This window comes from Tenacibaculum litoreum, from assembly GCF_964513915.1.
Taxonomy (GTDB): Bacteria; Bacteroidota; Bacteroidia; order Flavobacteriales; family Flavobacteriaceae; genus Polaribacter; species Polaribacter litoreum.
The window spans coordinates 754,210-768,804 of the sequence record NZ_CAZEQS010000003.1; the positions used below are offsets into that span (position 1 = coordinate 754,210).

The window sequence follows — 14,595 nt, forward strand, 5'->3', positions numbered from 1 at the left end:
GTTTAGTTAATTATTAACTTCTGAATTATTCTTTGTTCTTCTGTTTCTATTAAGATAAAATATACTCCTGAAACTAAACTCAAATCGTAATCAACTTTATAATTATCAGAGCCATTCATAGTTTTTGCATCTACTAAACTACCTCCAAGCATTTCTAAAATCTTCATACTAACTATGTTTTGTTCTTTTAATTCTATATCAACCGTAAACTTACCTGAAGAAGGGTTAGGGTATATTACCAGATTTTTAATCATTGGTGAAGCATTTCTTAGGTCTTCTTCCGTTGTTGTCACTTCTCTATCAATAACAATTACTTTCTTTGTTATCATTGCTTCACAACTTCCTATTCTAGTTATCATGGTTACTTCATACTCTCCTTCTTTTGCAAACTTAATTTCTGTATAACTATCATTACTTTCATTAATAATTGCTTCGTCTGGCAATATCCATACTACTTCATCAGCTACAACGCTACTAATATTTACCACTACAAAACTTTCATCTGTAAACACTTGGGTTGATACTGCTATATCTGCAGATATCTCTTGTTTTGAACGTATAATTTCAATACTATCTTCTACTACACATCCTTTTTTATCTTTTGCTATTACAGTATAAGTTCCTTCTTCTTTTACCTCAATAATAGCTTCATTACTTGTAAATCCGTTTGTTGAACTCCAACTATATGCTACACCATCAATAATAGTTGCATCTAAAATATGTGTTTGATCTACACATAGTGTTACATCAGCTCCTAAATCTAGTTCTATTTGCTCTGGATCTTCAACTATAAAAGATTTTGTTATAAAGCATCCTTTGCTATCTTTTACTTCAACAGTATATTCTCCTGAAGTTAATCCAGTGACTACTTTACCTTTTCTTGAATTACTCCAAGTATATTCATAAGGTGGAGCTCCTCCAGTAACCTCTAATGCAATGCTACCATCATTGCCTTGAAAACAAGTTGGTTTTGTTATTGTTTCACTTACTATTGATATTTCTGGTGGTAGTGTTAATTTTATTTCTCCAGACACTCTACAACCATTAGCATCAACAACCGTTACGCTATACTCTCCAATAGGTACACTCTGTAACATAGCTTTGTTACCTCCTGTATTCCATAAATAGCTATATGGTGCTGTTCCTCCAGTTACCGTTGTATTTACTGTCCAATCATTTCCTGTTCCACATAATGTATAGTCTGAACCTAATTGTAATGCTAATACTTTTGGTTCTTTTAAATTATATAAAGCACTCTTTACTATGTTTGCTTTTGAATCTTCAACGACTACATAATATACTCCCTCGCCTAAACCTGAAACTGATTGTGAAGTTCCTAACAATAAAGGGCTGTTAGACTCTTTATACCACTTATAGGTGTATCCTTTTACTCCTCCAACAACTTGAGCTGCTAAAGTTCCATCTTTCTCTCCATTACAACTAATCACTGAAGCCTTTACTACGGTTACTTCTAATTTTAATGGTTGACTTATTACATACTCTTTAATCAAAGTACACCCTTTACTATCTGTTGTAATTAATTGATAATTGCCTGCTGAGATAGATGTAATTTTATTACTGCCTGTTAAAATCGTCGTACCTGAGCTATCTTTCCATTCATAAGCATAAGGTGGTGTTCCTCCTACTATTCCCACAGAAATTGATCCATTTGATAATCCAAACCCTGTAACTTCTTCTATCAATACATTTGAAACTGATAGTGGTAATGGCTGAGTGATTTCTATTGTAAAGTCTGAGCCTCCATCTGTATTTAGAGCTAAACAGTTGTTTGCATCTCTTATTTGAAGTGTATAAGTGTTCTTCTTTAAGTTATTCACTTTTATAATATTTCCTGCTACACTTATCCAATCACTAAAGCTTGATACATCTCTATATCTAAATTGGTAGTTACCTGTTCCTCCTTGCACTTCTACCTCAAAACTTCCATCATTGGCATTGAAACAGCTTAAATCTATTTCTTTGATTGCTAACTGAATTTCTGTGGGTTCAGAAACTGTAAAAATTGAACTTTTTTCTTCTATTCCTTCTGCATTATTTACTATCACATAGTAATTACCTGCTGAAATATTTTTAAGCTGTTTTTCTGTTCCTATAAGCTCATTACTGTCTGCATTATACCACGCATAATTGTTTCCTCCAACTCCACCAACGGTAATTACATCTAAAATACCGTTTGAAGCATCATGACATTTTACTTCTTGTACCTGTGTTATTTCAACTAATAATTCTCCTGGACTTGCTAAATTGTATGTTTCTTCAATTACACAGCCTTCAGCATCTTTTATTGTAATTGTATAGATTCCTTCTGGTAAGTTCTCTATTTTATCGGATAAGCCACTAGATACTTTTGTAGAAACTATATCTCCTTTTTCATTCTTCCATTCAAATGAATAAGGTGCTACTCCTCCGACGAAAATTACTTCAATACTACCATCATCTACTAAATTTGATGAAGGTCTTATTAATTTTACATTCGTTATATCATACTTTTCTGGTTGATTTATTGTTACCTCTTTTGCTGTCGTACATCCATTCTTATCAGTAACTACAACTGAGTATGTACCTGAAGATAAGTTTTCCACTTTTCGAGCGTCTAAACTTGTATGATTCCAACTATATGTATAAGGTGCTACTCCTCCTGAAACAGTTATGTCTATATATCCGTCTGTACCTCCATAACATACAACATCAACTTTATTTACTCCTGTAATTTCAAGTAATGATGGTTCGATTAATTCATATTCTTTAGTAGCTGCATTTCCGTTTTTATCTGTAATTGTTACTACATAAATTCCTGCCCCTATATCCTGAAGTACATCAGTAGTACTTAATACTGTTGAATTTCCTTTTAACTTCCATGAATACGTATATGGTATTACTCCTCCCTTAACTTCAGCTGTTAGTGTTCCTACTCCATTTTTACATAAAATTGAAGTCTCACTTACATTTACAGTTAACAATTCTGGTTCATTAACTGTATATGTTTTTTCCACTAAACACCCTTTGGTATCTGCTACTTTTACCGAATATTCTCCTGCTTTAACTCCCGATAATTTAGAGGTTGTATTACCTTGTACAATTCCACTTGAATTTTTCCATTCATAAGTATAGTTTGGCGTTCCTCCAACAACATTTATACTTATCTCTCCATTTGATAATCCATAACCTGTAACATCTTTTATTACTGAATTATCTATAGCTAAAACTGTTGGTTCTTGAATTGTAACTTTTCTTGTTACTTCACATAAGTTTTTATCTCTAACAACCACTTCATATATCCCAGCTTGTAAAGAGTTTAAACTACTACCTATTGTTCCATGCTTCCAACTATATGTATATGGTGCAGTTCCTCCTGAAACACTTACGTCTATGGAACCATCTGCTCCTCCATTACAAGACACGTCTACTTTAGTTATTCCTCTAATTTCTAACTGTAGTGGTTCTGTAACTTCATACTCTTTCGCAGCAATATTGCCGTTTTTATCTGTTACTGTTATTACATAAATTCCTGCGCCTATATTACTAAGTGTATTGTTAGTACCTAGTTCTACTAGGCCTCCTTTTAATTTCCATGAATAACTATATGGAAGCACTCCACCACTAGCTTCAACTGTTAAACTTACAGTGTTATCTCCATAACAAAGAATATTACCTTGTTGATTTATGGCATCAATTACTAATAACTTCGGTTCTGTTACAGTATAACTTCCAGTTGTAATACAACCATTAGTATCTTTAACAGTTAATTCATATTCTCCTGCCGCTATATTTTCAAATGGATTGGTTGTTCCTAAAATAGTAGTACCTCCTTTTTGTCTCCATTCATATGTATAGCTTGGTGTTCCTCCAACAACATCAACAGATATGCTTCCATTTTTTGTTTCAAAACCGGTTAAGTTATTTACCACATAATTAGATATCTCTAACGCTGCTAAAGGCTGTTCTATCGTAAAGTTATTTGAAGTAAATGTACATCCATTACTATCAGTAACTTCTACGTAATAAGCCCCTTCTCTTAAATCTGTAATATCTTCCGTAGTTTTATTAAATGTTGTGTTATTGGTACTTTTCCAAGAAAAACTGTAGGGTTTAGTTCCTCCTAAAATAGTAACATCAATACTTCCATCTCCTCCTCCAAAACAACTCACATTTGTACTCGACGCTAAATTGACTTCAATTTTAAGTGGTTGATTAATTGTTATCTCATTTTGTGTAGTAGCTCCTTTTATATCATTTACTACCACTCTATAACTTCCTGCTTTTAGGTTGTTTATTTTATTTTGTTTTAGATCTGAATTTAATAAAACCGGTGTCCCTGAAGTTATATCGTACCATTTATAATCAAAATCATTTGGAGTTGAATATATTGGATATCCTCCTGATACCTCAGCTAGCAGTTCACCAGTTTCATCACCATTACATAAAATAGGTTTTGTTAGTTTTATGGCCACTTGAATAGGTTGTGGTTCCTTTACTTCATATGACTGGGTTATTTCACAACCTTTTGCATCTCTTATAACTACATGATAAATTCCTGCAAAAAGACTATTTATGTCTTTAGTATTACTAGTAAAAGAAGCATCTCCTTCTTTTGTCCATTTATAACTATGTGCTCCTTCACCTCCTGAAGTTTCAATTGTTATAGCTCCTTCATTATTCCCTGCTACTTCACAGTTTGTTATAGAAAAGCTATTAATAATTATTTGTGTTGGCTGTTTTATCGTGGTGGTCGCTGGTGTATTAACTATACATCCATTACTATCTTTAATCCAAACTGTAAAACTTCCAACTGTCAATCCATCAATGGTATTATCAACTAAGCTATTTACTACTTGAAATGATGTTTGATCATCAATAGAATATTGATATGGTGGAGTTCCTCCTCCAATGGCAAGTTTTATCTTTCCATCCTCAGCTCCATAACATGAGATATCTGTTTTAGTTATGTTTAACGTAATAGCGCTAGGCTCTGTTAATGTTATATTTTTAGAAATAGTGGTAAACCCATCATTAATGGTAACTGAATAACTACCTTGACTAATATTAGTCAATTGATTGGCCGTTTTTCCTATTAATTCTGTTCCTCCCCTAAACCATTTATATGAATAACTATTTGATCCTCCTGATGGATTTACTATTAATGAACCTACTCCTCCTTTACAGGCTATCATTTTACTAATAGTCAGTGAGGCTAATAATTGTGGATTTTCTCTTACTTCTATTTCATTAGAAGTTATCGTACATCCATTGTTATCTCTAATAGTAGCTATATAAAACCCTGCTCTTAGCCCTGTAATTAGGCTTCCTGTCCTAGAAAAAGAAGTATCATATTTCTTTCTCCACGTTATAGTGTAGTTTGGAACTCCTCCATCTATGGTTAATGATATTTCTCCTTTAGCTTCTCCGAATACATTATTATGTTTTACAGAATTACCAATAATTTCAATTGGCAAAGGCTCTGTTATTGTTATTGACGAGGAAACTCTAGATCTACAAGCTGTTATATTTCTATCTCTTACTATAAACCTATACCCTATACTACTTGCCGGTAACGAAAACACATTACTATCTTGCCATAAAATTCCTGAGCTCTTATATATCGCATATTGATATACATTTGATTTTCCTCCAGTAGCCGTAATACTTACAGAAGCCCTACCTCCACTACATTTTATTGGAGTTGTTAAACTTACTCTTGAAATAGTTACCTCTGATTGTTGTATTACTGCTATAGATTTTTCTAAACTACCTTGTTTACTGTCTTTAACCAAAACAGAATAGTTTCCTGCCTCAATATTAAAAGAGGCACTATTTGTTCTTCCCGTCAATGTGCTTAGTACTGTTGAGCCTCTTTTTAAAATAACAGTATAGTTAGGATACCCTCCTGCAATACTTGTTACATTTATTGTTCCTTTACCTTGATAACAATCTGGTTTTACTGAACTAACAGAAAATGTTATTGGTTTTGGGTCTATAATCTTTGGTAATGTATACTCTTGTGTACAGTTATTTTTATCTGTATACCTAATCTTGTGAGTTCCTGCTGGTAAGTTAGGGATTACAAAACCACTTACATAAGCTCTACCACTTTTAATATTAGTAGTGCTTCCATTCAATAAAACTGTATAATTGTAATAATTACTAAAAGGCGTACCTCCGCTTACACTATTAATTTTTATAGATGCATCAGTGCTTCCTACTGCGCTAGGATGCGTAACTGCATTGGAAGGTAAAATATGTGTTATTTTATTTTTTCCACTTATTGTTATTGATTGTGAAGTCTTATTTTTATCTATACAACCTTTAGTATCTTTTATTCTTACTACATAATTAGCTGGTGATAATCCGCTAATTGTAATTTGACCTGAAAACGTTGAAGAACTCCAAGTAGATCCATTATTTAAACTATAGTAAAAACTACCTGATCCACCAGATCCCGTAATTTTTATTTTTCCATCTTTACTACTATAGCATGTTTCATCTTGAATTTTTGAAGCACTAAAAACTACTTTTGGTGGAGACTTTATTTGAAAATCATACGAGTACTTCTCACATAAAGGAGAACCTGTACTTCTATTAAATCCAGTTACCTCAACCCTATAATCTCCTGATGTTAATGTTCCTGATGTTGGTTTCCAATCATACATCCAGTATCCTCCTGAACTTACAAAAGAGGTAATTCCTGGATTATTATCAACAGCGACATATTCATTTGTTAATGTTTTCTTCAGAAGATTAAAATCTATTTTCTCATAACTAAAAATTTGTCTCGTAAAATACAGTTTAAAGTCTGCATCTGTACTATAAGAACAAGTAGGTTGTTTTATTGTTGGCGCTTTTGCTATTTGTGGAGCATCGGGTAGATATTGTACTGTAACTGTATTTGTTGTGAAGGAATTGTTACAACTTGGCTTTACACGTATATTTATGTTTTTTGTTAAGGCCTTTTTTCTATCTGTTGAGGAAGAATACAAATTAGCTAGCTTTAAGTCAATTGTAGCTTGCCCCGTTTTATTTGTGATAGTTCTCCAAACACTTACCTGTATCGTTTTAGGGCCTGTGTAATTATTTAAATTTCTCTTTGCTTCAAATACAGCCATCATAAACCCTTCACATCTATCAAAATCTCCCGTTCTTCTAACACAACTATCATAAGCAGCTTCTGCAGACGACACAGCATTTAATAAATCTTGATAGTCTGGATGTGTTCTAGTCTCTGTATTTACAGGATCTAAGAACTCCCACACATACACACTTGATGTAGGTGTAAAACCTGAAGTTGCCTTAATTCTAACCGAACTACTTGCACAAACTGTTTTTACTCTTGAAGTACTTGACCCATCAGGATACGATAGAGAAGCGTTTGGTTTTATAGAGATTCGTGCCCAACCTCTATTTATATCACTTCTATATACTTCATCTTTCTGATATTGTTTATAAAAACATGGTGAAGCTATATCTACCTCAATCTTAGATTCTTTAGAGCTTTCACATCCTTTCCATGAATTTCTTCTGGTAATTGTATGAAACTCTACCTTAGTTACTTTTTTAGATACATTAAAAGTGTCTTCATGTGAATACATTTGATTAATAAAGCGTAATCCATAAATCGCAGGGTCTCTTAAATATTTTGTCGTTCCGTCAGAGAAAAACATTTTTATTCCTCCTAAACCATTTTTGTTGGAACCACAAGAAGATTTTCCTTGACCTATATACCCTTCAACTTTTATGGTATACGTTTGAGCTTTTGATATAATTGAAAAAAATAAGAATAAAATTAAGAGTATATTTCTTTTCATATAGCTTTCTTTTAATAGTTTATTTCAATTTTGTTAAGCGGAGATTTTACTCCTGACTCAAAAATTGCTTGAATTAAAAATGTATATTTTGTATTTATTAATAAGTTTCTATCTTTAAACTTATTAGTATCTGCTCTAAAGACTTTATACATTGTTGGCTTTTTTCCCTCTTCAGCTTTGTATAAAACAAACTCTTTAGTATTTGTTTCTTTATAATTCCAATTCAGCTCAATATACCTCTCTTCTCTATTTACATACCCTGTAAATCTTTCTATACTTGGTTTAGACGAATTATCTAAAACTGTTATTTTTAAAGGTGTTATAGGTTCTGATTCAAGCCCTGATTCATCTATAGTCAAAGCTGTATACAAATACGTTTTTCCAACAATTCCTGTTTCATCTATAAACTTGTTTTGTAATAATGGTAAACTCTTTAACATTTGCCATGGCTCTTTTACTCCCTTTTCTTTTCTATAAATTACTGTAGATTGAGCATCATTACTAGTACTTGATATCCACTTTATCTCAACTCTCCCTTTATCAGATTTAAACGAAGTAAAAACGGGTGCAGTTGGTGGTACTATATCGGGTCTATTTAATTCTAAAACCTCAGAAAATTCTGATGGATTGTATCTTTTATCAAAAGCTTGAATTTTATAATAAATCTTTTTATTTAATGTCTTAATGTTAATGGTATCAATAAAAACACTATTAGGAATAGGCTCAAATGTTACTTGGGTAAACTCATCTGTTTTTAAATTAGCTTTAAATATCCTATATCCTAAAAAATCTATTTCTGTGTTTTGTTTCCATTGTAATCTTACTACTCCAAGAGAATCTATAGTTCCGTTTAACATAGTTGGTACTGCTGGAGGAGTACTATCATCTGGTTGTACCATTTTTGGAAACGATTCTCGGGTGCCTCCATTGTTACCCACAGCCACAATTTTATAATAGTTTATAGCTTGCAAGTTTTCTATCTTAATAGATCTTTTGTTTTTTGATATATTGTCTATTACAGTGAGGAACTTACCTTTTGGTGTATTAGATCTTACTAGTTTAAATTTACTAAGTGTGCTAATTCCTTCAGAAGGAAACTCCCAACTTAAAACTCCTCCTTCATTACTTAGTTTTACATCTGTAATAAATGGTGTGTGTGTTAATGGTTTTATTCCTTTACCTGAAACAACTTTTGAGTATGGTCCTTCAATACCAAAAGGAGATATTCCTTTAATTCTATAAGAATAGGTTTTATTGTTTTGTGAAAGGCTATCTATGTACATCATTCTATTTGATGGATTCTTTTCTTTTTCTCCTAAAGTAGCTACTGGTGTACCTAGTAGTTTTTTAAAAGTTTTTCCTTCATCCTCAGATTTTTCAATAATGTAATTGGTATAGTACTTTTTTAAGATCGCTTGATTCCAACTTAGAATAACTGTTTTATCTTTAAAAACCCCAACAAATTCTTGTGGCTCAGGTAGCGGTTTTTTATCTAGTAATCCTAAATATACTCCTCCTGATTTGATCAAGTCTTTTTTCTCTTGTGGTAAAGCTACTCGTATCGTATATAAATAGCGTTCTGTAGGTTTTACCGTATCATCGACAAAAGCCAATCCTGAATATTTTGCTACTTTAAAATCTTGATCGGCTGCATACAAAGCAAAAGTAAACCTCTGTTCTATTACTTGTGCCTTATTTATAATACTCAGTAATCCATTTTCTCCTTCATTCATTTCTACATCAAACTCCTCTCCATATAAGGCTTGCGCAGCTAATGCAGCATAGTTATTTTCTTCTGAAAACTCTTTCCACTCCATCATTGGATAAGGCTTCAAAGGAATGGGAGTTAATTGCTTTATTACAGGCGTGGATAGTATCTCTTTATCAACTGCTATTGTTTTTCTTTCAATTATATAGCCGTATTTATTAGCATATTTCCAAGCTGTTGGGGTCGTTACTCCCCAACGTAATAATATTTTATTTTCAGATACTGTTGCAATTGCTTTTACCTCTGCTTTAATATTACCTATTTCTTTTTGGGCATAGGTTTTTACTGTAATACCCAACATCAGAAGCATAAAGATGATAGGTGTACTCTTCTTCTTAATCATTTAATGGGTTTAAATATTTTAATGAATTTATTCTGCTCTTTTTTACCTGACCTGGTAATACGTATTGTAACGTTGCTTTATATTTTCCTTGACGCATGTAAGGAAAAGCTTCCGTAATTAATTTTATATACTGTGACTTTGCATTCCAATTAATATTTGAACTAACTAATTGATATCTCAAATCTTCGTAATCTTCTAAATAATAATACGTGAGATTATACCTGTATGGGTTATATAAATTTATTTCTCCCGAATAATTATTCTCTAAATAGGTTACATACCAAGTCATCGGTTCCACTCCTTCTACTGGTGGTACTCCCACTTCATCAATTTCTCTACTTACCGAAATATCTCCTTCATATGGATAGTTATTATAGATTAATGGATAAATCTGATTTCTATAGTAACTATCATCTAAAGTTGCTCTTGATACTACTAAAGGTTGATGTCCTGTATACTCATTTCCTCTCAACTCTGCTAAATCAAATGCTTCTTGGTAGTCAATACTTGATAGTAATGTTAATCCGTAAGGATAAACAATGTGTTGATATAAATCTTTATTCTTATTCATATCTCGCATTTTTCCGCTGAATGTTTCGTACTTACTTGTTCTGAAATTATAAACTAACAATTCTTTTTCTCCTTCTTTACTTACATTTCCTTCTGCTTTCCTTGATTTTACTTCAACTGTATTTTCAGAACTACCTCCAATATTTTTAGAAGTATATGTTTCTGATACATTATCATCCAAATCACTTGCTTCTGATGTTAGTTTTAAGCTTACATCATATTGTGTTTGTGTTTGCATTTGATTTACTGGTAGCGAATAAACTAACTGCTTTTTAGCAGAGTTATATGTGAATTGTTTGTATAAATTTTCACCAGATGCACTGGTCATTATCATTTCTTTTTTCCAATCTGGGGCAGCGTCAAACAAGTATGTTTGACCTCTTTTTAATTTTACATAAGCTGTGCTATACTCATCAATAAAGAAGTTTTTTTGCCCTAGTACAGGGTACATATAATCTATATTTGTTAATGGTATTGTTTCTGGTGCTTCTCCTGTTGTAAAGTTTACTTCTTTTACTTCTGTAGCTACCTTTCCACCTGATTTTATTTTTTGCCAGCTTCCTCCTTTGTATTCTTCAAAATGCAATTGAACTTTAGCTTTTAATTGAGCGTGTGGTGGTAAAATTTCATGTGAATAAAATACTGCTACATCATTTCTATCATTCCATTTTATCTCTCCTACAATATTTTGTCCATCCTTTGTTACAGAAAAATCATCTAATAAAATTTTATATTTTCTATCTCCCGTGTCGTCAGGGATCTCAAAAATTTTATTAATCTGTAAGTTGAATACTGCCTGAGGAGCTGCAAATACATCTACATCTGTACTTCCTTCTTTTGGTGTTAAATCACTAATTACAACAATACCATCTATAGGACTTCCTCCTATTATTTCACATTTATCTCCAAACTCAATTTTAAACCTAAATCTCCCTTTGATTAAACCTCCTAACAAGCTATATTTCCCTGCTAAATATCCTCTAAACCATGCTGGATTTGGTAATCTTGCTTGTAATAATACAGCACCTCCTCCTGCTATGATAGGCAGTTTCTTTTTAATTCCAAAGAGTTTAAATTTCACTCCTAAAACACCTTGTAAGTATGCATACGCTTGTCCGTTAGCGTACCAACCATTCATTCCTATAACTTCTGAAGATCCTTTACAATAAGCTTCTCCATAGTCTTTTAGCATAATATCAAAACCTATTCCTGCATCAAATCGAGCATAAAAGATTAAAAACTTCAAATCTCCTGTGGAAACACTCATGCTAGATCCAAAAGCTAAACCTTTTCCAGATTCTAACATATTAGCATCTCTCATATAGTTGAGTTCAGCAACATCAACTCCTAAAATATCAGCAACAATTGGTGGTGGTGGCGGACTTCCTGGTAAGTTTTCTCCTGTCATGAAATAACTATCCATTTTTATTTTTAGAATTCCTAAGTCTATTTTTACCCCTACTCTATCTTCTGGAGTTCCAACAAGCATGTGCCATTCATCTGGAGCTACGTAAAAATCTAACCATCCCGCTCTTCCAGAAGGACCTACTCCTTTTAAAACTCCAAAATTTATGTATACTTCAGATGTAGAATGGAAAATATCATTCACAAAATCAAAACCAATAAAAACATTTGCAGAAATAGCTGCTGTTGGACTTTGTGCTGGAATTCCTTGTCCTCCTACAGCTGCAATGCTAGACAAGTTACTATTTACTGTATCGAAAAAGTCACCTGGTAAAGAAGCTATTAGTTCACCAAAACCTTTCATGTATATTTCTTGTAGTCCTCCTGACTTTCTAAATGCCATACCAAACTCTACGGTAGCATGAAAAAGTTCTTCTGAGTTTTGAGTAATGATTCCTACAGATGCTTTCATTCCAAATGAGTTTTGCTCATACGGTTCATAGATTACTCCTGAAGTTGAAGCTCCTATTTCTGTAAAAGCAGCATCTTGCGCATTTGAATTACCTGCCATACGCATTTTATTGTAGAAACCTCCTCCAAAAGCATTCAATGCAAAACCAGGGAAAATTGGAATTCCTTGTGGCAATGTTACTTTGGCGTCTGCATACCAATACCTAAACGAATCTGTTCTTCCAAAAAGCGCTTTTGCTTCTACTTCTAACTTTATTCCTGTAGAAAACTTAGCTCCAACTGCACCTGCAAATCCAGTTCCGTAAGTTGGATCATCTTCAAAAATGAAAATTGCCCCTTTTAACTGCATACCGGCAACATCCATTTTTATATATAAGTGTTCTAATCTTACACCATCAAACTTCCATTTGTTTCCGGATTCATCCATTTTAGCTTTAAAAGCTAATTTTGAAGCTCCTCCATTTCCTCCATCTGACTCTGACGTTAAATTCACTGCAAAATCAAAAACTAATTCTGCTTTATTATCTGCAGGAGTTCTTAAACCTATTTCATTAATTGCTATAGGGAAATTTGCAAGTTGTAACTTTCCTTTAACACCAAAATAATCGACTGAAAACTTAGGGGATTCAGTTTGTAATACCATTTTTTGGAATGTTATTCCCTTAAAATTTATGATACTTTTTGATGTGTCATTAGATTCTTTTTCATCCTTTTTTAATCCAGACGCAAGACTCATTGATCCGTTTAAATTTGCTTTAGGTCTAAACTCTCCATCTTTAACCTTCATTTCTACATAAGAATCTTTGGTTAAATGAACATTTGCCTTCCAAACATTAAACTTGATGTCTTTTTCTGTTTTTACTGCTAATTTATATTCTCCTGGTTGAAAAACAGCATTGTATTGTAGACTGTCTAGCTGAGATACAGGAAGCACTAGCTTTCCATCAAACTCTCCAGCTCTTAAGTGATTTGTTTCTATATCTAATAAAAAGTAGTCTAATGAAAAATCCCAACCTGAAGCGGTTCCTTCATTTAAATCGATTACATTTTCTCCTGTAAACTTACCTGTTACTCCTTGCCCATCTATAATTAAATCTGTAGCACCAAAAGCAACTCTTTTATCTTCATTTTTCTTTTTAAATTCAGGTGGTAAAATAACTTGAAGTGATTTTACATATACTCCTCTCCACAAATTTGGCTCCGTACTATAAAACTTATCTAAGTAGGCTTTTGGTGTTGCTTCATCATTTCTTAAATCACTAAAATCAAATACGGCTGTATTTAATTTGAACGTAGTTCCTTCTATACCTTTAATCCCGAATTCAGGTAACGATATATTCACAACCATATCATTCCAATCAGAAATCGAGGTTTTAAAATCTGCTTCTACATATCCTATTTTCTTTTTCCCTTTTTCATCAACAGGATGTAATAAGCCATTGGCAAATTTTACATTTGCATCTAAGCCCATTTCTTTAAAACCAGAGCAATCAATAATTGCATAGGTTCCTGGTTCTTCCATACTTCCTTTTAAGGTAAGTAGTAATGTTCCGCTATTAAAATTAACCGTAAACTGCGATATTAAATGTAGTTTTGCGTCTCCTATAATTCCTCCTTCATGAGATAATTTTACATTCGATGCTCCTAAAATTAAAACCTGTTCTCCCCTATCAGGATTTGTATTAGGTAGCTCTACTTTTAAAAAAACTGTTAGTTCAGAATAAGCTGGTTTAAATACAGCCTTTGCAATTCCTACCGTATATTTTACGTTACTAATATTAACAGGTTTAATTGCTACAGGAAGCTCACTTAATCCGTCTTTTGTTAAAACATCAATATAGTTTTCTGACTCTTCAATACTTTTAAATGTATTGGTAGCCATATCTAACCATTTTTTATTGATTAACGAATCGGCTGTGTTAAACTGAAAACCTTGCTGTGTAAACCGTTGTTTTATTTCTGGTTCTAAAGCTTCTTCTAGCTCATCAAATTTATCGAGTGAAGAAAAATTACGAAGTGTTTTACTTTTTGCTGTTAAGGTTGTTTTATCTACACGTTTACTTGCTGTAGTTATACTATCTCGTTCTGTAAAATTTGGTGTAGCGAACAACGAAACACTTATAAATAATAGTATTAAAAAACTTAGGGGTAATTTTTTATTCATTTAGTTTGGTTGGTTAATTGTTTCTTCTTCTAATATTGTTTTTCCCTTTATTTAG

At 32.6% G+C, this 14,595-nt stretch carries 3 protein-coding genes; all 3 read right to left on the minus strand.

What is annotated here, in order from left to right; genetic code table 11:
- Positions 1–2: 2 nt before the first annotated feature.
- From ACKTTR_RS09600 to ACKTTR_RS09610, 3 genes are read right to left on the minus strand one after another with little or no spacing between them, the layout of a single operon-like run.
- Positions 3–7,820, minus strand: coding sequence for a T9SS type A sorting domain-containing protein (locus ACKTTR_RS09600; protein ID WP_408027633.1), 7,818 nt, complete (start codon positions 7,818–7,820; stop codon positions 3–5).
- 11 nt (positions 7,821–7,831) lie between these two features.
- Complete coding sequence (locus tag ACKTTR_RS09605; RefSeq protein ID WP_408027634.1) at positions 7,832–9,931, minus strand: fibronectin type III domain-containing protein; 2,100 nt, start codon at positions 9,929–9,931, stop codon at positions 7,832–7,834.
- Complete coding sequence (locus tag ACKTTR_RS09610) at positions 9,924–14,540, minus strand: hypothetical protein (RefSeq protein ID WP_408027635.1); 4,617 nt, start codon at positions 14,538–14,540, stop codon at positions 9,924–9,926. Before ACKTTR_RS09610 ends, ACKTTR_RS09605 begins: the two co-directional genes overlap by 8 nt.
- Between the last annotated feature and the right edge of the window lie 55 nt (positions 14,541–14,595).

Coding starts and splice junctions, on each gene's coding strand:
- ACKTTR_RS09600 (WP_408027633.1), bottom strand. CDS start 7,820: ATGAAAAGAAATATACTCTTAATTTTATTCTTATTTTTTTCAATTATA.
- ACKTTR_RS09605 (WP_408027634.1), bottom strand. CDS start 9,931: ATGATTAAGAAGAAGAGTACACCTATCATCTTTATGCTTCTGATGTTG.
- ACKTTR_RS09610 (WP_408027635.1), bottom strand. CDS start 14,540: ATGAATAAAAAATTACCCCTAAGTTTTTTAATACTATTATTTATAAGT.